The following is a 23,861-nucleotide window of genomic DNA, read 5'->3' as shown; positions in this document are numbered from 1 at the left end:
GCCATGGCGCGTTTCCATTGTCCTCTGCCGCTGATCCCGGACATGGAGTTGCTGCTGCCGCCCGGTGCAGCGCGCCATGTGCAGGTGCTGCGCCTGCAGCCGGGTGATCGTATCGAGCTGTTCCATGGCGGTCTGCCCGATGCCGAGACGCCGGCCGATGCGCCCTGGCGCCAGGGGCATGCCGAGGCCGAGGTGCTGCGCATGGGCCGCAGCGAGGTGGAAATTCGCATCCTGCAGCTGCATCCGGAACGCTCCGTGCCGGAAGCCGAGGTGCACCTGCTGGTTGGCGTGCCGGCCAACGAGCGCATGGACTGGCTGGTCGAGAAGGCCGCAGAACTCGGCGTGTGCAGCATCCAGCCCTTGCAGACCAGCCGCAGCGTGTTGCGGCTCAAGGGCGATCGCGCTGAACGTCGTCAGGCGCACTGGCAGGCGGTGGCGGTTGCTGCCTGCGAGCAGAGTGGCCGAACGCGCGTACCGCTGGTCCACCCGCTGCGTACGCTGCCGGAGGCGGTGACTGCGGCTGCCGGCCGCAAGGCGGTGCTGTCATTCGCGCAGGGCAGCCAGCCGCTCCATGCCTGGGTGGCCGGCCAGCGCCCGCCACAGGCGGTCAGCCTGCTGTCTGGTCCGGAAGGCGGGCTTGATGCCGCCGAAGAGGCATTGGCACTGCAACAGGGCTTCGAGCCGATCACGCTGGGAGCCCATGTGCTGCGCGCCGAAACCGCACCGCTGGCCGCACTGTCGCTATTGCAGTTGCTGCCTGCCGCACAGGCATGAAAAATCCCCCGGCAGCCAGGCTGGCGGGGGATGCTGCGGTGTGCAGACGGGACCGGGCGATCAGGCCTCGGCGGCGTCAGCCTTGCGCAGGATCTGGTACAGCTCGTCCTTCAGGGCCAGCTTTTCTTTTTTCAGGACTTCGATTTCGATGTCGGTAGCCGGCTCCAGACGGGCTTCCATGTTCTTGATCTTCTGGTCCATGTCGTTATGCTTGTCGAACAGGCGCTCGAAACGGGCATCTTCGGTCTTCAGCTTGGTGATCAGGTCGCGGTATTCGGGGAACATCAGAGATCCTCTTGAGGTTGGTTGGAATGCTGAAAGCAGGGGTCCGGCAGGATCCTGCCGCATGCCTTCAGTATACCAAGGAGCGCTTCTGGCGCGAAGCGCTCCGCGTGCTCAGGAGGACTTGCCCTGGCGCAGCTGGCGCTCGTGTTCGGCCATGTCCTGTGCCACCTTCTTGCGGAAAAAGATGACGAAGAAGACCGACATGCCGATGATGAACAGGATGGTAAACAGCGACAGCAGGCCGATATCGGTGCGGAACAGTTCAGTCATCAGGACATCCATGATTTTTCTCCAGATAATAGTCAGATTACATTTGGCCACAAATAAGGGTCAGAGACCTTGACAGGTATCAAGACATTGGCAAATGCCTGAAAGTGTCCGCGTTCGGGCACCATCTACAACTACATATAGCATATGAATGTGACCATGAGCACCACAGACGATACCCAGGACAGCGCCCCCTCCTATGCCGGCGACATCACGCCGCAACAGGCCCACGACTGGCAGCAGCAGGGACAGGGCGTAATCATTGATGTGCGCACCAGTGCAGAGCACGACTGGGTCGGGTTCGTGCCGGGCAGCGAAACCCTGCCCTGGAAGGAGTACCCGACGATGGAGGTCAACCCCAGTTTTGACCAGAGCGTGCAGCAGATCGCGGCGCGTCATGCCGGCAAGTCGCTGCTGTTCCTGTGCCGCAGCGGTGCGCGCTCGATCGATGCCGCCACGCGCGCCACGGCGCTGGGGCTGGGTCCGAGCTATAACATTCTCGAAGGCTTCGAGGGCAGTCTGGATGCCGCCGGCCATCGCGGCCAGCTAGGCGGCTGGCGCTATCGCGGCTTACCCTGGCAGCAGAAATAGGCGGCCACCTATCGGTGGCATAGCGGGAATCGATTGTTGTTGCTGATGATAATCGTTATCATCTATGCAAGTCTTCCGGTACGGAAGCGCAACAGGAGATTCCCATGACCCGCATCCGCCAGCTTGTTCTCAGCCACCGCCAGACCTTGCTCAAGACGCTGAGCTATTCCGGCATGCATATGCTGGTGGCGGCGACGGTGGCATATCTGGTCACCGGCGACATCAAGGCCGCGATTGCGCTGTCCCTGCTGGAGCCGGCGGTGCAGACCTTGGCCTATGTGTTCCATGAGCGCGCCTGGGAGCGCGTGCTGCGTCGCCGCCAGTCGCAGGCAGGCCAGGCCGCCGCGAACGCACCGGAGCAGCTGGCCGGATCGGCGGCCTAGGTGCGCTGCACCTGGTAGACCGCGGTGCTGGCCAGCAGGTTGGGGCACCAGCGCACCACTTCACCTTCGTGCAGGCCGAATTTGTCGAGCACGCGCAGGCCGTTGCGGGCGGCCAGCACGCCAAAATCGGCATGGGTACCGACGCGGATGTTGGGCGTGTTGTACCACTCGTAAGGCATGCGCTTGCTCACCGGCATGCGGCCACGCAGGATCGACAGCCGGTTCGGCCAGTGGGCAAAGTTGGGGAAGGCAATCACGCCCAGCTTGCCGACGCGGGTGGTCTCGCGCAGCATGGTTTCGGCATTGCGCAGGTGCTGCAGCGTGTCGATCTGCAGCACCACGTCAAAGCTGTTGTCGGCAAACATCGGCAGGCCGGTGTCCAGATTGATCTGCAGGACATCCACGCCGCGCTGCAGGCAGGCCTGTACGTGGGCATCGTCGATTTCCACGCCATAGCCGGTACAGCCGCGCTGCTCGCGGAGGTAGGCGAGCAGCCGGCCGTCGCCACAGCCCAGATCCAGCACATGGGCACCTTGCGGCACCAGCCGCGCAATCGCCTCGATCGCTACCAGTCCGCCGCTCATGCTGCCACCCTCCGTTCAAAATAGGTCCTGACGCCTTCCAGGTATTGCGGGTTGTCGAGCAGGAAGGCATCGTGGCCGTGCGGGGCCTCGATTTCCAGGTAGCTGACGCGCCGACGGTTGTCCAGCAGGCCCTTGACGATCTCGCGACTGCGTGCCGGGCTGAAGCGCCAGTCGGTGGTAAAGCTGACCAGCAGGAAATCGGCCTGGGCACGCGCCAGCGTGCGCGACAGGTCGCCATCAAATTGCCGGGCCGGATCGAAATAGTCGAGCGCACGCGTGATCAGCAGGTAGGTATTGGCGTCGAAGTAGGTGCTGAACTTGTCGCCCTGGTAGCGCAGGTAGCTCTCGATCTGGAACTCCACGTCCTGCGTCGAGTACTTGTAGCCACTCAGGTTGGTCGATACCGCATCGCGCAGCTCGCGGCCAAACTTGCTGTTCATCACGTCATCGGACAGGTAGGTGATGTGGCCGATCATGCGCGCGATGCGCAGGCCGCGCGCCGGCACCACGCCGTGCTCGTAGAAATGGCCGTTGTGGAAGTCCGGGTCAGTCACGATGGCGCGGCGCGCCACTTCGTTGAAGGCGATGTTCTCGGCGCTCAGGTTGGGCGCGCTGGCGATCACGATGGCATGGCGCACGCGCTGCGGGTACTGCAGCGTCCAGCTCAGCGTCTGCATGCCACCCAGGCTGCCGCCCATCACGGCCGCCAACTGGTCGATGCCGAGGGCGTCCAGCAGCAGGGCCTGGGCGTTGACCCAGTCTTCCACCGTGACGACCGGAAAATCGGCGCCATAACGCTGGCGTGGGCTGATCGGATCGGCGTCGGGGTTCAGGTCGCGCGGGCCGGTGCTGCCAAAACAGGAGCCCAGGTTGTTGACGCCGATGACGAAGAAGCGGTTGGTATCGACCGGCTTGCCGGGACCGATCATGTTGTCCCACCAGCCGATGTTGTCCGGCTCGTCGGCATAGTAGCCGGCGACGTGGTGCGAGGCATTGAGGGCGTGGCAGATCAGCACGGCATTGCTGCGATCGGCGTTGAGGGTGCCATAGGTTTCGTACGCGAGCGTGAAGTCACGCAGCGTGGCACCGCTTTGCAGGGTCAACGGCCCGGCAAAGTGCATGGTCTGGGGAATGGCTACAAAGGACATGGCAAAAACAAAACCCGGTGCCGTCAAAAAACGGAAACCGGGTTGCAGGGCTCCGTTTAGCGGCATTTATCAGGCGCCCGCAAGCAGGAAGCAAATCGGCGCAACAAGTATGGGGCTAGTATAGCAAGCGCGCCCAGCCCATGCCAGCGTCAGGGCCAGAAGGCGGCGGTCAGCGCCAGCACGATGAAGATGGCGGCACAGATGCGGTGCACCCAGTGCATCGGCACCAGCCGCGTGATGCGCTCGCCCAGGAACACCACCGGCACGTTGGCCAGCATCATGCCGACGGTGGTACCGGCGACTACCCAGAGCCAGAAGTCGTCAAAGCGCGCGGCCAGTGCCACGGTGGCAATCTGCGTCTTGTCGCCCATTTCGGCGAGGAAGAACAGCACCACGGTCGTCAGGAACATGCCGTATTTCGGTTCGGATGGCTGGTCGTCGTCATCGAGCTTGTCGGGGATCAGCATCCAGATCGCCATGGCGATGAAGGAAGCCACCAGTACCCAGCGCAGCACCTCGGGCGTGAGCAGGCCGGAAAGCCAGTTGCCGAGTGCACCGGCCATGGCGTGATTCGCCAGCGTGGCTACCAGAATGCCCCAGACGATCGGCCAGGGCTTGCGGAAACGGGCGGCGAGCACCAGCGACAGCAACTGGGTCTTGTCACCCATTTCGGCCAGGGCGACCAGGCCGGTAGATACGAGAAAGGCTTCCATGAACAGCAGCAGAGTAGGGAGTGCGGCATTCTAGCGACTCATGCATATCCGGGAAAGCCCGGATTTAGATGCTTGCTGACAACAGATCGTGCGCTGACACGGAAATGTCACGGGGCCTGCGGATACTCTTCGCGTATGATGTTCCAGACTACAAGGTGCCTGGGTACCTGTAGTGTTTTTCGCGGTGATTGATTTGTGTGTGAATGGGCCTCTTGACGTTTATCTCGCCCAAACGGACATCGCAGTTTTTGAATCATGGAGAGTCCGTTAATGGGCAACAAACTGTACGTGGGCAACCTGCCCTACGCTGTGCGTGACAACGATCTGCAACAGCAATTTGGCCAATTCGGCAATGTGGTCAGCGCCAAGGTGATGATGGAGCGCGACACTGGCCGTTCCAAGGGCTTCGGCTTTGTGGAAATGGGCAGCGAGGCGGAAGCCCAGGCTGCCATCAATGGCCTGCATGGCCAGGACATGGGCGGTCGCGCCCTGGTGGTGAACGAGGCCCGTCCGATGGAGCCGCGTCCCCCTCGCAGCGGTGGTGGTGGCTACGGTGGCGGCGGCTACGGCGGTGGTCGTCGTGAAGGCGGCGGTGGCTACGGCGGTGGCCGTGGTGACGGCGGCTACGGTCGCGGTGATGGCGGCGGTTACGGCGGTGGCAACGATGGCTTCCGCAGCCCCTACGGCGGTGGTCGTCGTGACGGTGGCAACCGTGGCGATGGCGGTGGCCGTCGCAGCTACGAAGACAACAACTACTGATTGTCGATCCCGGCTGTCATCCGCGTGCTGACAGCAGGAAGAGAACCCGCAGTGCTTTTGGGCATGCGGGTTTTTTGTTGTCTGTCGCCAGGGCCTAGTGCTGCAACTCGGCCAGCGCGCGGCTGACCAGGCTGGCGGTCTGTTCCGGCTGCTCCAGCGGGAACAGGTGGGTGCCGCCATCCAGCAGATAGATGCGGCCCTGGGTGATGCGGCGCGGCGTGTCCATGCCGACCTGGCGCAGTTCGCGCGAACGGCTGCCGCCGATCATGGCGGCAGGTACCTGCAAGGGGTGCTGGCGCAGCCAGAGATCCAGGTTGTCGGGCAAGGTGTTGTAGATGGCGGTCTCGATGTCGCGGTCAAACGCCAGCGTGCGGCGCAGTGGCAGCTCCAGGCTCGGTGAGAGCTCGGTGCCATGGCGGATGTAGTCGCGCAGGGCATCGGGATGCCAGCTGGCAAACACCGGCTTGGCGGCAAAGTGCTGCAGCACCGCGTCCTCGCTCGGCCACTCCTGGCGCCGGCGGTGGCTGGTGGCACCGGGTGACAGGCGCTGGGTCAGTGCAGTCTGCTTGGTCAGGCGCAGCAAGGCGGCGCGCCAGCCGCCGAACACCGGAGAGTCCAGCATCAGCACGGCCTGTGCCAGCTGCGGTACACGGGCGGCCGCCATCAAGCTCAGGATGCCACCCATGGAGTGGCCGATCAGGTAGCGTGGCCGGCCTTGCGGATCGGGCAGGGCAGCGCAGAAATCGATCAGCTGCTGCACCATGTACTGCCAGTTGTTGCTCACCGGGTAGCGCGGATCGTGGCCGTACTTGTCGATGGCGTACACCGTATGGCCTTGCTGCTCCAGCTGGCGCAGCAGCACGTTGTAGGTGCCGGCGGGAAAACTGTTGCCGTGCGAGAAGACGATCTGGCCCGGCGGGGCGGTAAGCGTGCTCATGGGGCGCTCGGGAAAAATACTGCAATCCTTTTATTCTGCCAGCTTGGGCGGCAAGCTGCTCAGGCGCGGCGGTGCTGCTGTCTCTGGATGCGTGGCTGCAGCCGGCGTATCGGTGTCAGCTTCTTGTGGTCGATCGGCCAGTCCAGCACTTCCGGCGCGAACCATTCGGTCACGATCAGCGGGGCGCCACGGTGCAGGAACACCGAGTAGCGGCGCCAGATGCCGCGCTGCGGCAGCCGGTCGGCGTGCTCGCCGGCCTGTTGCTGCCATTGGCGCAGCACATGGCGTGTTTCGGGTGCATGCGGCGGATCGTACTGGTAGAACAGCGGCGTGCGGCGAATGCCGGGTGCGACGAACAGCAGGTGCGCCAGCGGCCGGTCGCCCAGGCCGCGCAGGCTGCCCCAGGACAGGCGGGCCTGCGGTGCCAGCACGGCAGAGCGGGCAAACACGCCGGGGAAGGACTCGTCTGGCGATCCGCACCATTGCAGCACGGTACGCACATGGGTGGAGCTGCCCTGCTGGTAGCGCTGGCGGCCTAGCGCTTTTTTCTCGACCGGCCACAGCGGTGCCTGGCGCTGGTGCAGGATCTGGATGCTGACCGTCTCGCACACCGCCTTGAGCCGGCGCGTCAGCGAGCCCTCGGCGTTGAGCCATTTGCGGGTGCGTGCGGCAATCGGACGCTGTCGCATGCGCTTGAGCAGCGGATTCGGTGTCAGCGGCAGGTTGGGGCGGCTGTCCATCACGCCTCGTCTCCGGGCGAGGCTGGCAATTGTGCCGGATCGTGCAGGCGCGGCTTGCGTGGGCGGCCCGCCAGCGCCCGGTCCCACAGCGCATCGGGCAGCACCCGCATCAGGCTGGCGACCAGTCCCATCTGCCAGGGAATCACGCGCGAGCGGTCTCCGCGGGCAATCGCCCGGCGTGCGCGCTGGGCGAACTCTTCGGCCGTCAACAGAAAGGGCAACGAAAACTGGTCGCCTGCCGTCATCGGCGTGGCGATATAGCCTGGCAGCAGGGTGGTGACCTGCACGCCAGTGCCGCGCAAGTCGCCGCGCAGGCTTTCGCAGTAGGCGATGACGGCGGCCTTGCTGCCGCTGTAGGCGCCATGGCCGGGCAGGCCGCGCACGCCGGCGACACTGGCGATGCCGACCAGGTGGCCGCTGCCGCGCTGCTGCATCGGCGTGACAAAGGGGTGGAAAGTGGCGGCCATGCCGGTCACGTTGGTGGCGAAAATCTGTTGCATGACGGCGATATCGCTGTGCTCGGCCGTATCCATGCCGTGACTGATGCCGGCATTGGCGATGACGATCTGTGGCAGGCCGAGCTGCTCCAGGCAGGCCTGGCCGGCAGCGATGATGCTGTCGGGCTGGCTGACATCGGCCGGGAACAGCTGGCAGCGCGCCGGGTCGATGGCGTGCTGCATCATCCAGTCCTGCATCTGGCTGACGCGGCGCGCTACCAGCGCGAGACGCCAACCCTGCTGGTAGTACTGCAGCGCCAGTGCCTGGCCCATGCCGCTGGAAGCGCCAGTGATGAAGACCAGCGGGCTGCTGCCCGCCGTGCTGGTGCCGGCAGCCAGGCTCATGGCTGCTGCGTGGCCGGGCGTGCCGCCTCGAACGTGGCCTGCACGCGCCCCTGGACGTTGACGGTCTGCTGCCCGTGCTGGTATTGCATGCCGGTGCCTTGCACCGTGACCTGCGGACCGTGCGTCAGGCGCACCGGCTGGTTGGTCTCCAGGCGCTTGCCACCTTCGAGGATGTGCAGGGTGTCGCTCTCAAACTGCAGCTGGGGCTGGTTGCCGCCATCCAGCGGACCGCGCGTGACGCGCACCTGGCCCTGCAGTTCGACGGTTTCCGCCTGGCGGTCCGCCACGCCGGTATTCGCACTGGCGCGCGTGACTTCGCCATCTTCCGACAGGTGGTAGCTGCGGATACCGTTGGCACGCAGCAGATCCCCTTTCGGGATATGGTCGCCATGGTCACCGGCGATTTCGGCACGCAGCACGCCGGCGGCATCGTAGGAGCGGATCTGGAAGTTGTTCAGGTAGTAATCAGGCTTGTCGGAAGGCGGCGCGGCACGGCCGCTGTCGTCTGCCGGCATGCTGCGCACCAGCCAGGTGGTACCCAGCACCAGCAGCGCCAGCAGTACCAGCGGCAGGAAGTCGGTGCCAATGCGCAGCACGCGGTCCAGCGTCTTTTCCGGGGCGCTGTGGTCACTCAGGCTGCGCTGCGGCACCTCGGGGGCGCGCAGCTGGCCGGTGGTGGGATCGATGGTCGGGCTCATGTGGCGGAACCCAGGTAGGGCGCGAGCAGGCTGGCGTAACGGCCGCTGGCCTGCAGCAGCAGGTCACAGAGTTCGCGTACGGCACCCTGGCCGCCCGGGCGCGTCGTCACGTAATGCGCACGCGCCAGCACTTCGGCATGGGCGTTGGCCGGGGCCACGGCAAAGGCGGCGTGGACCAGCATCGGCAGGTCCGGCCAGTCGTCGCCCATGGCGGCGGCCTGCGACCAGTCCAGCCCCAGCTCGGCCAGCAGGCGCTCGGCCGCAGGCAGCTTGTCTTCGGTGCCGAACACGGCATGCTGCACGCCCAGCGCCTGCAGCCGCGTACGCAGCGGGGCGGAGTCGCGGCCGGTGATGATGGCCGGCGTGATGCCAGCCTTCTGCAACAGCTTCAGGCCGTGGCCATCGAGCGTGTTGAAGCGCTTGAGGGTTTCGCCGCTCTCGGTATAGAGCAGGCCGCCGTCGGTAAGCACGCCGTCGACATCGAAAAACACGATGCGCACCGGCTGTGCCGCCAGCAGCAGGGCGGGGTCGAGGGTGAGGGCGGGACTGTGCATGTCAGATCACCTTGGCACGCATCAGGTCGTGCGTGTTGAGGGCGCCGGCCAGCGTGCCATCCGGGTTGGTCACCGGCAGGCTGCTGATGCGATAGTCCTCCATCAGGCGGGCGGCATCGGCGGCGAGGGCATCGGGGCGGATGCTGCGCGGGTTCGGGTGCATCAGGTCGGCGGCGCGCAGCGGGCGCACATCGGTACCGGCGGTGAGCAGGCGGCGCAGGTCGCCATCGGTGAAGATGCCGATCACCTTGCGATCGGCATCGACCACCAGTGTGGCACCGAGGCCCTTGGCGCTCATTTCCTGCATCACGGTGCCGAAGTCGGCATCCGGAGACACGGCCGGGGCGTCGGCACCGGGACGCATCACGTCGGCCACGGTGGTCAGCAGGCGGCGGCCCAGTGCACCACCGGGGTGCGAGCGCGCAAAGTCTTCCGCCTTGAAGCCGCGCGCATCCAGCAAGGCGACGGCCAGTGCATCACCCAGCGCGATCTGCACCGTGGTGCTGGCGGTCGGGGCCAGGTTGAGCGGGCAGGCTTCCTTGGCGACGCTGCTGTCGAGCACGATATCGGCATGCCTGGCCAGGCTGGACTGCAGGCCGCCAGTCATGGCGATCAGCGGCACGCCCTGGCGCTTGAGCACCGGCAGGATGCGCGCCAGCTCGTCGCTTTCGCCGCTGTTGCTGATGGCCAGCACCACATCGACCTCGCGCACCATGCCGAGATCGCCATGGCTGGCTTCGGCCGGGTGCACGAACAGCGCCGGCGTGCCGGTGGAGGCCAGCGTGGCGGCAATCTTGCGTCCGACATGGCCGCTCTTGCCCATGCCCATTACCACCACGCGGCCCTGGGCCTGCAGGATGGTGCGCATGGCCTGGACGAAGGCGTCGCCGGCCTGGGTCTGCAGCAGGCGGTCGCTGCAGGCGCGTAGCGCATCGGCCTCGATGGCGAAGGCCTGCTGTGCCAGTTGCAGGGCGTGCTGCGGCTCCAGCGTGCTGGCGGGATGGGAGCGTGCGGTATCGGAAGTCATGCGGGAATTGTAGCGATTGGCCACGGTAGCGCCAGAGGTCACATGCAGCGGAAAGTATCATTATGATGTGGGCATCGACATGATCTGGAGCAAGCCGTGCAGTATCCCTTTTCCCGCATCCGCCGCTGGGCCATCCGTAGCCTGCCCCTGACATTGCTGGCCACTGCCGGGCTGGCGCAGGCACAGGAAGCGCCGCCGCAGATCAACGAGGCCGCGTTCCGCAGCTGCCTGGCGAATCTGCAGCGAACCCCGGCCTTCCGTCAGGTCAGTGCTGCCACCTTTGCCCGTTATACCAACGGCCTGCAGCCCGATGCCACGGTGCTGCCGCTGCTGAACCGCCAGCCGGAGTTCACCATGCCGGTGTGGGACTATCTGGCGGTGCTGGTGGACCAGGAGCGCGTGGCCGATGGCCGCGCTGCCTACCAGAAATGGCTGCCGACGCTGCGCCAGATCCAGCAGCGCTATGGCGTGGAGCCGGCCATGGTGATGGGTGTCTGGGGCGTGGAGAGCAACTTTGGCCAGAACCTGGGCGGCCGTCCGCTGCTCAACTCGCTGGCCACGCTGTCCTGCGAAGGCCGTCGCCAGAGCTATTTCCGCACCGAGTTTGCCAATACCCTGCGCATCCTGCAAAGCGGCGATGTACCCGCAGAAAAGCTGACCGGCTCCTGGGCCGGTGCCTTTGGCCAGACCCAGTTCATGCCCAGCACCTTCCTGAGCACGGCAGTGGACTTTGATGGCGATGGCCGCCGCGACATCGTCGACAGCGTGCCGGATGCGCTGGCCTCGACCGCCAACTTCCTGCGCAAGGCCGGTTACCGCAGCAACGAGACCTGGGGCTACGAGGTGCGCCTGCCGGCCGGTTACACGCCAGCCGTGAGCGGCCGCCGCAACAAGCGCGGCATGGACTACTGGGTCAGCCAGGGGCTGCGCCTGGCCGATGGCGGTGGCGCGCTGCCGCGCACCATGGCCAGTGCCGGTCTGCTCCTGCCGGCAGGCCGCAACGGCCCGGCTTTCCTGGTCGGCAAGAACTTTGACACGCTCTACAGCTACAACGCCAGCGAGAACTACGCGCTGGCGATTGCCCAGCTGTCCACGCTGGTGGACGGACAGCGCAACCGCGTCGGCTTCATCCAGGCCTGGCCGACTGATGACCCCGGCCTGTCGCGCGCAGAAAACCGCGAGCTGCAGACCCTGCTGCTGGCACGTGGCCACGCGATTGGCACAGCCGACGGCATGATCGGAGCGAAGACGCGCGACGCGATCCGCGCCGAGCAGACGCGCCTGGGCATGACGAGCAATGGCCGCGCCGGCCAGCGCCTGCTGACGGCCTTGCGCCAGCAGCGCTGAGCCAGCGTCGAATGACCACAGCATTGCGTTCAGCATGGCAAGTTGTGGTCACGGCCTGAGTTGACTTGTGCAACAATTTGAATCGGGCCATTCCCGGCACCACGTCTTGACGACTACCCTACAAAAATGACTACAGACAACGACACCCAAACCCCTACCGATCTTGGCTTCAAGGAAGCGGCGCGTGACTATCACCGCTGGCCTACTCCGGGCAAGATTTCCGTCAACCCGACCAAGCCGCTGGTCAACCAGCGTGACCTGTCGCTGGCCTATTCGCCCGGCGTGGCCGTGCCCTGCCTGGACATCGAGGCCGATCCGTCCAAGGCAGCCGATTACACCTCGCGCGGCAACCTGGTCGGCGTGATCACCAACGGTACCGCCGTGCTGGGCCTGGGCGATATCGGCCCGCTGGCGAGCAAGCCGGTGATGGAGGGCAAGGGCTGCCTGTTCAAGAAATTTGCCGGCATCGACGTGTTCGACATCGAACTCGACGAGCGCGATCCGGACAAGCTGGTCGACATCATCGCGGCGCTGGAGCCGACGCTGGGCGGCATCAACCTGGAAGACATCAAGGCGCCCGAATGCTTCTACATCGAGCAGAAGCTGCGCGAGCGCATGAACATCCCGGTGTTCCACGATGACCAGCACGGTACCGCCATCATTTCTTCCTCGGCGCTGATCAACGGCCTGGAACTGGTCGGCAAGCAGATTGGCGAGGTCAAGCTGGCGGCTTCCGGTGCCGGCGCTGCCGCCATCGCCTGCCTGGACCTGATGGTGGCGCTGGGCGTGAAGCGCGAGAATATCTTCGTCTGCGACTCCAAGGGCCTGATCTACGAAGGCCGCCCGGGCGGCATGGATGCTTCCAAGCAGCGCTACGCGCAGCAGGATACCGGCGCACGCACGCTGGCCGACGTGGTCAAGGATGCTGACGTGTTCCTGGGCTGCTCCACGGCCAACGTGCTGAGCGGCGACATGGTCAAGACCATGGCTAGCCAGCCGATCATCCTGGCGCTGGCCAACCCGGATCCGGAAATCCGTCCTGAAGTGGCCAAGGCGGCCCGTCCGGACTGCATCGTGGCGACTGGCCGTTCCGACTACCCGAACCAGGTCAACAACGTCCTGTGTTTCCCCTACATCTTCCGCGGTGCGCTGGACTGCGGCGCAACCCGCATCACCGAAGAGATGAAGGTGGCCTGCGTCCACGAAATCGCCAAGCTGGCCAAGCTGGAAGTCAGCGACGAAGTGGCGCATGCCTATGTCGGCCAGGAGCTGAGTTTTGGCCCGGAATACATCATTCCCAAGCCGTTCGACAGCCGCCTGATCCTGCACATTGCCCCGGCCGTGGCCAAGGCGGCGCAGGAGTCCGGCGTTGCCACGCGCCCGATCGAAGACCTGCGCGCCTACCGCGATTCGCTGAATACCTTTGTCACCCAGACCGGCATGTTCATGCGCCCGGTGTTCAACAGCGCGCGCAGCGTGCCGGCCGGCCAGAAGCGCATCGCCTACGCCGAGGGTGAGGACGAGCGCGTGCTGCGCGCCGCCCAGCAGGCGCTGGATGACGGCATTGCCGAACCGATCCTGATCGGCCGCCCCGACATCATCGAGAGCCGCATCCAGAAGCTCGGCCTGCATATCCGCATCGGTGAGGGCGTGGGCGTGATCGATCCCGAAGACGACCCGCGTTTCCGCAGCTACTGGGAGGAGTACCACCGCTGCATGGGCCGCCATGGCGTGTCGCCCGAAGCCGCCAAGATTGCCGTGCGTCGCAGCAATACCGTGATCGCGGCGCTGGCGGTCAAGCTCGGCGATGCCGACTCCATGGTTTGCGGCACCATCGGCAGCTACGACAAGCACCTGGAAACCGTGAACAACATCATCGGTACCCAGTCCGGCGAAAAGCTCGCTGCGCTGAACGCCGTGATCCTGGAAAAACAGACGCTGTTCGTGGCCGATACCTACGTCAACGAGAACCCCACGGCCGAAGAGCTGGCGCATATTGCGCTGCTGGCAGCCAAGGAAGTGCAGCGCTTTGGCATCGAGCCGCGCGTGGCCTTCCTGTCGCATTCCAATTTCGGCACCAGCAACCGCGCCAGCGCGGTGAAGATGCGCGAGGCCTACCAGGCCTTCCGCAAGCTGGCGCCGGGCATCGAGTGCGAAGGCGAGATGCAGGGTGACAGCGCGCTCAGCTCCGAGCTGCGCAATGGCTTCCTGCCGGAAAACCAGATGAACGGCAGCGCCAACCTGCTGATCTGCCCGAACCTGGACGCCGCCAACATCCTGTTCAACGTGCTGAAGATCACCGGCGGCCACGGCCTGACGATTGGCCCGATGCTGCTGGGCGCAGCCGCACCGGCCAACATCCTGACGCCGAGCGCCACCATGCGCCGCGTGCTGAACCAGACCGCGCTGGCGGTGGTGGGTGCCAACGCACGCCGCGCCAAGTAAGCGCGCCTGACGGCTGCCAGCGCAAGCTGGCAGCCACGTCATCCACGCAAGGGGAGCTGCCAGCAGTTCCCCTTGTCGTTTGTGTCCTGTTTTTTCCGATTGCCGGAGCTAGTTGATGGAACCCCAGACCTGGATCGCCTTTGCCATGGCGTCATTGCTGATTTCGCTGTCGCCCGGATCGGGCGCGATCCTGTCGATCAGCCATGGCAGCGTCTATGGCGTGCGTGCCACCAGCGCCACCATCTGGGGCCTGCAGGCCGGGCTGATGGGCGTGCTGCTGATCGCCGGCCTGGGCGTGGGCTCGCTGCTGGTGGCGTCCGAAACGGCCTTCTGGCTGCTCAAGGTGCTGGGTGCACTCTACCTGATCTACCTGGGCGTGAAGCAATGGCGCAGCCAGCACGGCATGCTCGAAGGCCATGCCGTGGAAGACGCGCTGAAAGAGGCGCGTGGCGGCTGGGGCCAGCGCTTCATGGCCGGCATGCTGACCAACCTGACTAACCCCAAGGGCATTGTCTTCATGGTGGCGGTGCTGCCACAGTTCCTGCAGCCGGAGCGGCCGGTGGCGATGCAGCTGCTGGTCATGGCGGCCACCATGGTCATCACCGATATCGTGGTCATGCACGGCTATGCCTTCAGCGGCAAGGCCTTGCGCAAGCTGCTGGTGACGCCGCGCGCGGTGCGCTGGCAGAACCGCAGCTTTGGGGCGGTGTTCGTGCTGCTGGGGCTCAGCCTGTTCTTTGTGCAGCGGCGTACGACCTGAGGGCGAACTCAGACCAGCTGCAGGGCCTGATAGCGTGGCAGCTCGTTCAGGAAAGCCTCTGCCAGCTTGCGCAGCTCCTGCAGGTTGTCGGCTTCGGCTTCCAGCACCTGGCCGTCACGCATCATGCGCTGACCTTGCGGCTGCAGGATGTTCCAGGCATAGTCGGCCAGTTGCTCGGCATCGCGTAGCGCTTCCTTGCGCCAGCCTTCCATGAACACTTGCGGCAGGCGGCCGACCGTGAAGCAGCCACCGGTGGCCGGGCTGAGCAGACAGGCAATGTCGCCATTGGTCATGGCACGAGTGCGCATGTACTGGTTGAAGGCCTGGCAGCGCGCACTGACGGCTTCCTGTTGCGCCTGATTCTGCACCAGGGCCAGTTGTTGCCTGCCATGCAGTACCGCGAGGACTTCGTGCAAGTCGTTGGGCATGACACGGTCGCGCAAGGCATCGCGCAACTCGGCAACCGCATGAGGGCGCAGGTCGGCCAATAGATCGAGGACCGGCTCATAGTACTGGGACAATAGCTGCAGCTTGCCCTGTGCCGTGTCCAGGGTCAGTGTCACCTGGTCGCGGGCTTGCAGCAACTGCACTTGCTGCTGGTCCCAGCGGTGTGCCACCTCGGCCGGGCTCAGGCGACGTGCGCCCTTGACCCAGAGGTCAGTGCGGAAGCGGCGATTGACCAGATAGTCGCGCACGGTTTCCCGGAACAGTGGATCACCAATGCCTGCCAGCAGTTCGCGCTGATCCGGTCGCAGGTCAAACGTATCAAGATTGTGCAAGGCCTGGGCTGATCCGGCATAGTTGAGCTTGGCCGGCGTCAACCAGTTGGCCATGTCCGAGAAGTGCATCGGCGCCCAGTCGCGGTTGAAGTATTCATGCGCCAGATAGTGGCGGTTCTGCTCCGCCAGACTGTCCAGCAGTGGCTGCAGTTGCGCCCGGAACGGGCTGTGCTCCAGTACCTTGCCGCAAAACTCCAGTGAGGCATTGACGCGCTGCACCGAGTTTTCGCCCGGGGCACCCATGACCGCCGCATGCTGTGCCAGCAGGTGGCGTACTGGCGCCTGGGCTGACCAGCCGGGCAGCACGTTGTAGCTGATGTAAAGCACGCCACCGAGGCGCAGCTTGCGCCGGATGAAGTCAGTCAGGTGCGCGCGGTTCTCGTCGGAAATCCAGGATCAGATACCGTGCAGCGCGATGAAATCGAAATCGGGCAGATCACTGCGGCTGCAGAATTCGGCAAAGGATTGGTCGAAGATCTGGGCCTGGCTGCCGGTGACTTCGGCCAGCTCGCGGGCAAAACTGGCGTGATGCGGATTGAAGTCCGTGCCATACCATTGGGCCGTGCCGGCAGCCGCATGGGCGTTCAGGCTTATGCCCTGACCAAAACCGAACTCGCAGGCCTGCCGGATCTCCGGGAAAGCCAGGCCGGCCTGCAGGAAGGGAACCGCCAGCTGCGCCGGGTTCAGGTACGGGTAATAGCCATAGGTGTAGCCGATGTCACTGACATAGCCTTCGGACCAGGTTGCCATGGGAGATTCCTTGTGGATACTTGCTGGCCACCATTATTAGCCAGGGCCTCAGTGGATCAACGCTACGGTCGCCACAAACACCACAAAACCGATCCAGTGGTTCTGTGTGAAGGCGCGGAAGCAGCGCTCACGCGCGCGCGTGCGGATCAGCGCGTAGTGCCAGAGCACCTGGGCCACCGCGACCAGCAGGGTGATGCCCCAGATGGCCAGTTTCCAGCCCGGCGCATCGGCCTGGCCCAGGCCGGCGTACTGCCACAGCACGGTCCACCAGATCGCCGTATGTGCGGCGTACCAGAGCATGATCACCGGCACGTCCCAGTTTCCCAGCGTGATGGCCGATGTCTTCATGCCGATCTTCAGGTCGTCGTCGCGATCGACCATGGCGTATTCGGTGTCGTAGGCCAGCACCCAGCACAGGTTGGCGACCAGCAGCCACCAGACGACGGATGGCGTGCTGTTGAGTACGGCGGCAAAGGCCATCGGCAGGCCCATGCTGTAGGCGACGCCGAGCACCGCCTGCGGCATCGAGAAGAAGCGCTTGGTGAACGGGTAGATGATGGTGACGATGACGGCCGGGATCGACCAGAGGATGGTCAGCGTGTTGGTGGTGAGCACCAGCGCAAAGGCGATCAGCGTCAGCACCAGGCCGACCAGCAGCGCTTCCTTGACGCTGATGCGGCCGCTGGTGATCGGGCGGTTGACGGTGCGCTTGACGTGGCGGTCGAAATCGCGGTCGGCAACGTCGTTGATGCAGCAGCCGGCGCTGCGCATCAGGATGGTACCAGCGGTGAACACCAGCAGCAGGTGCCAGCCGGGAAAGCCGCGTGCCGCCAGCCACAGGGCGGCCAGGGTTGGCCACAGCAGCAGCAGCCAGCCGGCCGGACGGTTCCAGCGGATCAGGTCCAGGTAAAGTCGGATTTTGTCTTGCATGGCTGCCGATTGTATGACGCCGGCATGACCGCCGGGTGTCAGGTCAGCCGTTGCACGCCGACCAGACGGCAGGCATAGACCTCGTTGCGCAGCGCGGCAATCGCCTCGTAGCGGGTAAAGCTGCGACGCCAGGCCAGCACCACGCGGCGGCTTGGCACGTCGCCATGTAAAGGGACATAGCGGATGAAGCTGGCATCGGTGTGATCCTGATCGCTTCGGAGCGGCTTGCGCGGCTTGGGCAGGGGCTTGCCAGCGGCATGCGCTTCCAGCTTTTCAGGCGGCACGCTGAGCGCCGGCACCAGCGTTACGCCCATGCCGGCAGCCACCATGTGCTTGATGGTTTCCAGCGAGGACCCCTCGAAGCTCTTGCGGATGCCGTCGGAATGGCTGGAGTAGCGGGCAAATTCGGGGCAGACTTCGAGCACATGGTCACGGAAGCAGTGGCCAGAGCCCAGCAGCAGCATGTTTTCGCTGCGCAGCATGTCGGGATCGACCGATTCTGCCTCGGCCAGCGCGTGCGTGCTGGGCACGGCGGCCCAGAATGGCTCGTCGTACAGCGGTGCCGTGGCCAGGCCGGTGTCCTGGAACGGTTCGGCCAGGATGGCGCAGTCGATATCGCCCGAGCGCAGCATGTCCAGCAGCTTGGCGGTGAAGTTTTCCTGCAGGATCAGCGGCATCTGCGGCGTCTGCGCCATGTTCTGGCGTACCAGGTCGGGCAGCAGGTAGGGGCCGATGGTGTAGATGATGCCCAGGCGCAGCGGGCCCGACAGCGGATCCTTGCCGCGCTTGGCAATGTCGCGGATCAGGTTGGCCTGCTCCAGCACCACCTGCGCCTGGCGCACCACGTCTTCGCCCAGCGGCGTCAGCGAGATCTCGTTGGCGTTGCGCTCGAACAGCTTGACGTCGAGCTCCTCTTCCAGCTTCTTGACCGCGACCGACAGCGTTGGCTGCGTGACAAAGCAGGCTTCGGCGGCCTTGCCGAAATGCTTTTCGCGGGCAACGGCAACGATGTACTTGAGTTCGGTAAGGGTCATGACGCTGGTGCCTGGCTGGTAGTAGGATGATCAGGCCCCATGGTAGCAAACCCGTGCGTGGGCATGGGCTGGCGCAGGCATTGCCCCGGCCGGGCCGGATGTATCAGGATATACCCTGCATCTGCAGACAAATGTCGCCACGCCGCTTTCAAGTTGGCCAAAATCGGGATATAAACCGAAATCGAACGATCGTGCTAAACATGAAGCAGCTGCCGGATGGAGAGCACAGACAGAACACAAGGGACAAGCAATGAGTGCATTTACCGACAGCCGCCCGTGGCTGAAGCAGTATCCTGAAGGCGTGCCCGCCGATGTCGACCTGAACCGTTACAGCTCGCTGGTGCAGCTGCTGAACGAGAGCTTTGTGCGCCACGCCGACAAGCCGGCCTACACCATGATGGGTCGTGACATGACCTACGGCGAGCTGGACCGTGCCAGCCGCTCGCTGGCGGCCTATCTGCAGCAGTTGCCGGGCATGCAGGCGGGCGACCGTGTGGCGGTGATGATGCCCAACATCCTTCAGTACCCGATTGCCGTGGCGGCGATCCTGCGTGCCGGCCTGGTGCTGGTCAACGTCAACCCGCTCTATACCGCGCGCGAGCTGGAACACCAGTTGAAGGATTCCGGTGCCAAGGCGATCATCATCATCGAGAACTTTGCCCACACGCTGGAGCAGTGCCTGTCGCATACCGATGTGCGCCACATCGTGCTGGCTTCCATGGGTGACCGCATGGGCGGGCTCAAGGGCGCGCTGGTCAACTTTGTCGTGCGCAAGGTCAAGAAGATGGTGCCGTCCTTCCAGCTGCCCAATGTGGTGCGCTTCAACGATGCGGTATCGCGCCATGCGCCGACAGCGCTGCGTGAAGTGACGCCGGGGCCGGAAGACCTGGCTGCGCTGCAATATACCGGCGGCACCACCGGCGTCGCCAAGGGTGCCATGCTGCTGCATCGCAATATCCTGGCCAACGTGCTGCAGTGCGGGGCCTGGTACCAGCCGGGCCTGGCACGCCGCCAGCTGCACCACCAGATCGGCTTTGTCTGCGCGCTGCCGCTGTACCACATCTTCGCGTTTACCGTGAACATGATGCTGTGCACCGAGATGGGCGGCAAGAACATCCTGCTGCCCAACCCGCGTGACCTGGATGCCGTGCTCAAGGAGCTGCAGAAGCATGTATTCCACAGCTTCCCTGGCGTGAACACGCTGTTCAACGGCCTGGCGCACCATGCCGATTTCAACAAGGTCGACTGGTCGCACCTGCGCGTGACGGTGGGCGGTGGCATGGCGGTACAGCGCGCCGTGGCCAAGGACTGGTACGAAAAGACCAACTGCCCGATCTGCGAAGGCTATGGCCTGTCCGAGACCAGCCCGGTGGCGAGCTGCAACCCGGTCACCAACCCCGAATTCACCGGTTCCATCGGCGTGCCGGTGCCGAATACCTGGATGAAGCTGGTCGATGAGGATGGCCATGATGTCGAGGAACTGGGCGAGCGTGGCGAGATTGCCATCAAGGGCCCGCAAGTCATGGCCGGCTACTGGCAGCGTCCGGAAGAGACTGCGCGCTCCATGACGCCGGACGGCTATCTGCTGACCGGTGACATCGGCGTGGTGGACGAGAAGGGCTACTTCACCATCGTCGACCGCAAGAAGGACATGATCCTGGTCAGCGGCTTCAACGTCTACCCGAACGAGGTGGAAGACGTGGTGGCGCTGCTGCCGGCGGTGCAGGAGTGTGCCGTGATCGGCGTGCCTGACGAGAACTCGGGCGAGGCGGTCAAGCTGTTCGTGGTGCTGCGTCCGGGCCAGACCCTGACCGAGAAGGAGATCAAGGCGCATTGCCGTGAAAACCTGACGCGCTACAAGCAGCCGCGCCAGATCGAGTTCCGCGATGCGCTGCCGAAGACGCCGATCGGCAAGATCCTGCGCCGCGCCCTGCGCGACGAGGAACTGGCGAAGCAGGCCTGAGTTGCAGTCGTCATGATGCGCGCGCGTTTTCGTGCTAGGCTGCAGCCATGATCCTGTTCATTGTCAAATGGCTGCTCTACGCGGGCGCCCTCATGGTGGTCTCCCACCTGGTCAGCGGCATCACCATTGCCAGCTACGGTTCTGCCGTGCTGGCGGCGGTGGTGATTGCGCTGCTGGACCTGGTGCTGGGCTCCCTGCTCAAATTGCTGACCCTGCCGCTGACCATCATCACGCTCGGGCTGTTCCTGATCGTGATCAATGCGTTGTTGTTCTGGGCGGCTGGCAGCATGCTGTCCGGCTTCCAGGTAGCCGGTTTCTGGACGGCCGTGATCGGTGCCATCCTCTATTCGCTGCTGTGCATGCTGGTGGATGCGCTGCTACGGCGTGCTGCCTGAGTCGACGCTTTCCCAGTAGCCTGGCTGCTGGTAGCTGGCCTTGAGAAAGTCGATCCACAGGCGCAGGCGCAGCGGCAGCAGCTTGCGCTGCGCAAACACGGCGTAAATGCCATTCGGCGGGGCCGTATACGGATCCAGCAGTGACTGCAGCCGACCAGCGGCAATATCGCCGGCCACTTCCCAGGTGCTGCGCCAGGCAATGCCGTGGCCTTGCAGGCACCAGGTATGCAGCACTTGGCCATCGCTACAGTCCAGCGGACCGCTGGGCTTGATATAGAACGCTTCGCCATTTTCCTGGAACGCCCAGCCGCGCGTCTGCGAGGCTTCGCTGCTGAGCGTGAGGCACTGGTAGCGGCCGGCATCGAGCAGTTCGCGCGGATGCTGCGGCGTTCCGTGGCGCTGCAGGTAGGCTGGCGTGGCCACGCACAGGCGGCGGTTGTCGGCCAGCCGCGTGATCACCAGTGAGGAGTCCGGCAGGTCGCCGACGCGCACGGCACAGTCATAGCCTTCGGCCGCCAGGTCCACCACGCGATCGCTCAGGTTGAGAGAGATACGCACTTCCGGGTGCAGTTCGTGGAAGCGCAGCACCAGCGGCGCCACATGGCGGCGGCCAAAGCCGGCTGGTGCCGTGATGCGCAACTGGCCGCTGGCGCGCACGCTGCCGGCGCTGACGGCGGCTTCCATATTGGCAATATCGGCCAGGATGCGCTGGCTTTCTTCCAGAAAGGCGCTGCCCTCCGGTGTCAGGCTGATGCGGCGCGTGGTGCGTACCAGCAGCTTGACGCCCAGATGCGCCTCCAGCGCGTCCATGCGGCGGCCTATCATCGAGGCGGCCACGCCTTCGGCCTGGGCGGCGGCCGTCAGGCTGCCACGCTGGGCCACGGCGACAAAGGTTTCGATGTGCTTGAGCTTGTCCATCGTCAGGCAGGCCAGTGGGCTGCAGCAGAAATCCGTCAAAAACAGGAGAAAAAACGGGGAAACGCCGGGCACGGATTGCAGTAATATGCAGCACCTTCATCCTGATACCTGCAGGCCGGCAAGAGGATATTACCCGAGCGCCGCGCCCTCCGACCATGACTTCGCTCGAGCTCACCCTGATCTACCTGCTGGCCGCCGTGCTGGGGGTGGTCATTTTCAGGGCGTTCCGGCTGCCGCCGATGCTGGGTTACCTGATGGTCGGTGTGGTGATCGGCCCGAACATGCTGGCGATGGTGGAGAACAGCACGCGCATCCAGCACTTGGCCGAGTTTGGCGTGGTGTTCCTGATGTTCGTGATCGGGCTGGAGTTCAGCCTGTCCAAGCTGCGTACCATGCGGCGCCATGTGTTCGGGCTGGGCGCGATGCAGGTCGGCCTGACCATGGTGCTGAGTACGCTGGTGTTGCTGGGCCTGCGCTGGTTCTGGCCGGAGCTCTGGCACCTGTCCTGGCAGGGCACGCTGGCGCTGTCCGGCGTGCTGGCCATGAGCAGCACCGCCATCGTCGTCAAGCTGATGGCGGAACGGCTGGAGCTGGACAGCGAGCACGGCCGCCGCGTGATGGGCGTGCTGCTGTTCCAGGACCTGGCCGTGGTGCCCTTGCTGATCCTGATTCCGGCCCTGGGTGCCAATGACGATGACATGGCGCTGGAGCTGCTGCTGGCGCTGCTCAAGGCCGCAGCCGCCGTCACCATCCTGCTGACGATGGGGCGGCAGCTGATGCAGCGCTGGTTGTTTTTCGTTGCCAGCTACCGCAGCAACGAGCTGTTCATGCTCAACGTGCTGCTGATCACGCTGGGGCTGGCCTGGCTGACCCAGCTGGCCGGACTCAGCCTGGCGCTGGGTGCCTTCATCGCCGGCATGCTGATTGCCGAAACCCCTTACAAGTATCAGGTGGAGGCCGATATCAGGCCCTTCCACGACCTGCTGCTGGGACTGTTCTTCATCACCATCGGCATGCTGCTCGATTGGCACGAGGTGGTAGACCACTGGGGCTGGGTGCTCGGCCTGCTGCTGGCGGCGTTGCTGTTCAAGCTGGTGCTGGTGTGGCTGTGCGCGCGCATTCTGGGCGCGACCGAGGGCGTGGCCCTGCGCACCGGCCTGTACCTGGCGCAGGCTGGCGAATTCGGCTTTGTGCTGCTGAACCTGGCCTTGCACAACAAGCTGCTGCCGTCACCGCTGTTCAACGCCGTGCTGGCCAGCATGGTGCTGTCCATGATCGCCGCACCCTTCATCATCATGTACAGCGATGCGCTGGTGCTGCGGCTGGCGCGCAACGAATGGATGACCGAAGCGCTGCAGATGACGAATATCGCGCGCCAGAGCATGGGGCGCAGCGGCCACATCATCATCTGCGGCTATGGCCGCGTCGGCCAGAGCCTGGCGCGCCTGCTCGATGCCGAATCGATTCCGCATATCGCGCTGGACCTGGATCCGGAGCATGTACGCCAGGCCAGTGCCGCCGGCGCGCCGGTGGTGTACGGCGATGCCTCGCGCATGCCGGCGCTGACGGCAGCCGGGCTGTCACGCGCCAGTGCCGTGGTCATCACCTTCAACAGCCTGCCGATGACGCTGCAGGTGCTGCACCAACTGCGCACGCAGGCGCCGCAGCTGCCGGTGATCGTGCGCACCGAAGACGATCGGCATCTGGAAACGCTGCGCGCCGCTGGTGCTAGCGAGGTGGTGCCGGAGGCGCTGGAAGGCAGCATGATCCTGGCCAGCCATGCACTGGCGTTGACCGGCGTGCCGCTGCGCCGCGTGCTGCGGCTGGTACAGATGCAGCGCGCGCAGCGCTATCGCCTGTTGCGCGGCTATTTCCGCGGAGCCGATGAAGCCCTGCACGGCGAGGAGGAGCTGGATGGCAGCCAGGAAAAGCTCAGTGTGCTGCAGCTGCCGGAAAGCTCGGCCACGATCGGCATGACGATCTCGGACCTGATGCCGATGCTGGAGCGCTACCAGGTGGCGCTGGTCAGCCTGCGCCGCGCCAACGGCGTGTCGCTGGCACCACGGCCGGAAATGCTGGTGCAGCCCGAAGACACGCTGGTGCTCAGCGGCCGGCAGCTGGATCTGGCCGAGGTCGAGGAACTGCTGACGCGCTGAGGCTGCCTGCGCTTGCATCGGGGCGCGGTCGATTTTCGCCAGTTGGTGGTATCGGTATTGCCATGCGCCGCGGCTACACTTG

The 23,861-nt window shown here is 64.8% G+C and carries 26 protein-coding genes; 10 read left to right on the top strand and 16 right to left on the bottom strand.

Annotation, left to right across the window (positions count from 1 at the left end):
* Nucleotides 1–3 precede the first annotated feature (3 nt).
* Nucleotides 4–774, top strand: coding sequence for a 16S rRNA (uracil(1498)-N(3))-methyltransferase (locus V1261_RS01300; protein WP_329769594.1), 771 nt, complete (start codon nt 4–6; stop codon nt 772–774).
* 60 nt (nt 775–834) lie between these two features.
* On the opposite strand, the gene V1261_RS01295 is transcribed toward V1261_RS01300, so the two are convergent.
* Together V1261_RS01295 and V1261_RS01290 are read right to left on the bottom strand one after the other, a co-directional pair.
* Complete coding sequence (locus tag V1261_RS01295; RefSeq protein ID WP_329769592.1) at nt 835–1,059, bottom strand: YdcH family protein; 225 nt, start codon at nt 1,057–1,059, stop codon at nt 835–837.
* Nucleotides 1,060–1,170: 111 nt separating this feature from the next.
* Nucleotides 1,171–1,329 (bottom strand): DUF3149 domain-containing protein, encoded by a 159-nt coding sequence (locus V1261_RS01290; protein ID WP_329769590.1) that lies wholly within the window; start codon nt 1,327–1,329, stop codon nt 1,171–1,173.
* A 156-nt stretch (nt 1,330–1,485) separates the two neighbouring features.
* On the opposite strand from V1261_RS01290, the gene V1261_RS01285 reads away from it, so the two are divergent.
* Both V1261_RS01285 and V1261_RS01280 read left to right on the top strand, forming a co-directional pair.
* Complete coding sequence (locus V1261_RS01285) at nt 1,486–1,917, top strand: rhodanese-like domain-containing protein (protein ID WP_329769588.1); 432 nt, start codon at nt 1,486–1,488, stop codon at nt 1,915–1,917.
* Nucleotides 1,918–2,021: 104 nt separating this feature from the next.
* Complete coding sequence (locus V1261_RS01280) at nt 2,022–2,300, top strand: DUF2061 domain-containing protein (protein WP_329769586.1); 279 nt, start codon at nt 2,022–2,024, stop codon at nt 2,298–2,300.
* Here V1261_RS01280 and metW read toward each other — a convergent pair.
* The 3 genes from metW to V1261_RS01265 form a co-directional block, all read right to left on the bottom strand.
* A complete protein-coding gene (gene metW / locus V1261_RS01275) occupies nt 2,297–2,884 on the bottom strand; it encodes a methionine biosynthesis protein MetW (RefSeq protein ID WP_329769584.1) in 588 nt (195 codons plus the stop codon). The two genes, V1261_RS01280 and metW, sit on opposite strands and share 4 nt — an antisense overlap.
* On the bottom strand, nt 2,881–4,032 hold the full coding sequence (gene metX, locus V1261_RS01270) for a homoserine O-succinyltransferase MetX (protein ID WP_329769582.1): 1,152 nt from the start codon (nt 4,030–4,032) through the stop codon (nt 2,881–2,883). The genes metW and metX overlap by 4 nt, the downstream gene beginning before the upstream one ends.
* A gap of 149 nt (nt 4,033–4,181) precedes the next feature.
* Complete coding sequence (locus V1261_RS01265) at nt 4,182–4,745, bottom strand: TMEM165/GDT1 family protein (RefSeq protein WP_329769580.1); 564 nt, start codon at nt 4,743–4,745, stop codon at nt 4,182–4,184.
* A gap of 270 nt (nt 4,746–5,015) precedes the next feature.
* On the opposite strand from V1261_RS01265, the gene V1261_RS01260 reads away from it, so the two are divergent.
* A complete protein-coding gene (locus tag V1261_RS01260; RefSeq protein WP_329769578.1) occupies nt 5,016–5,504 on the top strand; it encodes an RNA recognition motif domain-containing protein in 489 nt (162 codons plus the stop codon).
* 94 nt (nt 5,505–5,598) lie between these two features.
* Here V1261_RS01260 and V1261_RS01255 read toward each other — a convergent pair whose 3' ends face one another.
* Genes V1261_RS01255 through V1261_RS01230 form a run of 6 tightly spaced genes read right to left on the bottom strand, consistent with a single transcriptional unit; the run spans nt 5,599 to nt 10,302 of the window.
* Nucleotides 5,599–6,441: an alpha/beta hydrolase gene (locus V1261_RS01255; protein WP_329769576.1), complete on the bottom strand. Its 843-nt coding sequence runs from the start codon at nt 6,439–6,441 to the stop codon at nt 5,599–5,601.
* 59 nt (nt 6,442–6,500) lie between these two features.
* Nucleotides 6,501–7,181, bottom strand: a complete 681-nt coding sequence (locus V1261_RS01250) for a chorismate--pyruvate lyase family protein (RefSeq protein WP_329769811.1) — start codon at nt 7,179–7,181, stop codon at nt 6,501–6,503.
* Nucleotides 7,181–8,023, bottom strand: a complete 843-nt coding sequence (locus tag V1261_RS01245) for an SDR family oxidoreductase (protein WP_329769574.1) — start codon at nt 8,021–8,023, stop codon at nt 7,181–7,183. The genes V1261_RS01250 and V1261_RS01245 overlap by 1 nt, the downstream gene beginning before the upstream one ends.
* Nucleotides 8,020–8,721, bottom strand: coding sequence for an LPS export ABC transporter periplasmic protein LptC (gene lptC / locus V1261_RS01240; RefSeq protein ID WP_329769573.1), 702 nt, complete (start codon nt 8,719–8,721; stop codon nt 8,020–8,022). The genes V1261_RS01245 and lptC overlap by 4 nt, the downstream gene beginning before the upstream one ends.
* Nucleotides 8,718–9,275 (bottom strand): KdsC family phosphatase, encoded by a 558-nt coding sequence (locus V1261_RS01235; RefSeq protein WP_329769572.1) that lies wholly within the window; start codon nt 9,273–9,275, stop codon nt 8,718–8,720. Before V1261_RS01235 ends, lptC begins: the two co-directional genes overlap by 4 nt.
* Before the next feature lies 1 nt (nt 9,276).
* Nucleotides 9,277–10,302 carry a KpsF/GutQ family sugar-phosphate isomerase gene (locus V1261_RS01230; RefSeq protein ID WP_329769570.1) on the bottom strand — a complete coding sequence of 342 codons (1,026 nt, stop codon included), beginning with the start codon at nt 10,300–10,302 and terminating at the stop codon, nt 9,277–9,279.
* Between the two features lie 132 nt (nt 10,303–10,434).
* Here V1261_RS01230 and V1261_RS01225 point away from each other — a divergent pair, with 132 nt between their 5' ends.
* From V1261_RS01225 to V1261_RS01215, 3 genes are all read left to right on the top strand, one after another.
* Nucleotides 10,435–11,649 carry a lytic murein transglycosylase gene (locus V1261_RS01225; protein ID WP_442877943.1) on the top strand — a complete coding sequence of 405 codons (1,215 nt, stop codon included), beginning with the start codon at nt 10,435–10,437 and terminating at the stop codon, nt 11,647–11,649.
* Nucleotides 11,650–11,775: 126 nt separating this feature from the next.
* A complete protein-coding gene (locus tag V1261_RS01220; RefSeq protein WP_329769567.1) occupies nt 11,776–14,094 on the top strand; it encodes an NADP-dependent malic enzyme in 2,319 nt (772 codons plus the stop codon).
* 115 nt (nt 14,095–14,209) lie between these two features.
* A complete protein-coding gene (locus V1261_RS01215; RefSeq protein WP_329769565.1) occupies nt 14,210–14,854 on the top strand; it encodes a LysE family translocator in 645 nt (214 codons plus the stop codon).
* Nucleotides 14,855–14,862: 8 nt separating this feature from the next.
* On the opposite strand, the gene V1261_RS01210 is transcribed toward V1261_RS01215, so the two are convergent.
* The 4 genes from V1261_RS01210 to V1261_RS01195 form a co-directional block, all read right to left on the bottom strand.
* A complete protein-coding gene (locus tag V1261_RS01210) occupies nt 14,863–15,960 on the bottom strand; it encodes a methyltransferase regulatory domain-containing protein (protein ID WP_329769563.1) in 1,098 nt (365 codons plus the stop codon).
* Between the two features lie 69 nt (nt 15,961–16,029).
* A complete protein-coding gene (locus tag V1261_RS01205; RefSeq protein ID WP_329769561.1) occupies nt 16,030–16,383 on the bottom strand; it encodes a hypothetical protein in 354 nt (117 codons plus the stop codon).
* A gap of 48 nt (nt 16,384–16,431) precedes the next feature.
* Nucleotides 16,432–17,313: a 4-hydroxybenzoate octaprenyltransferase gene (gene ubiA, locus V1261_RS01200; RefSeq protein WP_329769559.1), complete on the bottom strand. Its 882-nt coding sequence runs from the start codon at nt 17,311–17,313 to the stop codon at nt 16,432–16,434.
* A 38-nt stretch (nt 17,314–17,351) separates the two neighbouring features.
* Nucleotides 17,352–18,347, bottom strand: a complete 996-nt coding sequence (locus V1261_RS01195; RefSeq protein WP_329769557.1) for a LysR substrate-binding domain-containing protein — start codon at nt 18,345–18,347, stop codon at nt 17,352–17,354.
* A gap of 250 nt (nt 18,348–18,597) precedes the next feature.
* Between V1261_RS01195 and V1261_RS01190 the strand changes: the two genes are divergently transcribed.
* Both V1261_RS01190 and V1261_RS01185 read left to right on the top strand, forming a co-directional pair.
* Nucleotides 18,598–20,310, top strand: a complete 1,713-nt coding sequence (locus V1261_RS01190; protein ID WP_329769555.1) for a long-chain-fatty-acid--CoA ligase — start codon at nt 18,598–18,600, stop codon at nt 20,308–20,310.
* A gap of 50 nt (nt 20,311–20,360) precedes the next feature.
* Nucleotides 20,361–20,705 carry a phage holin family protein gene (locus V1261_RS01185; protein WP_329769810.1) on the top strand — a complete coding sequence of 115 codons (345 nt, stop codon included), beginning with the start codon at nt 20,361–20,363 and terminating at the stop codon, nt 20,703–20,705.
* Here the strand turns inward: V1261_RS01185 and V1261_RS01180 are convergent.
* Nucleotides 20,688–21,623: a LysR family transcriptional regulator gene (locus V1261_RS01180; protein WP_329769553.1), complete on the bottom strand. Its 936-nt coding sequence runs from the start codon at nt 21,621–21,623 to the stop codon at nt 20,688–20,690. The genes V1261_RS01185 and V1261_RS01180 overlap by 18 nt on opposite strands.
* Nucleotides 21,624–21,778: 155 nt before the next feature.
* On the opposite strand from V1261_RS01180, the gene V1261_RS01175 reads away from it, so the two are divergent.
* Nucleotides 21,779–23,779 (top strand): monovalent cation:proton antiporter family protein, encoded by a 2,001-nt coding sequence (locus tag V1261_RS01175; protein ID WP_329769552.1) that lies wholly within the window; start codon nt 21,779–21,781, stop codon nt 23,777–23,779.
* The last annotated feature ends 82 nt before the right edge of the window (nt 23,780–23,861 follow it).

The sequence above is a fragment of the Brachymonas sp. J145 genome, assembly GCF_036312245.1.
GTDB lineage: Bacteria > Pseudomonadota > Gammaproteobacteria > Burkholderiales > Burkholderiaceae_C > Brachymonas > Brachymonas wangyanguii.
Note: the sequence above shows the minus strand (reverse complement) of the source record. Positions and strands in the feature narration are given on the sequence as shown.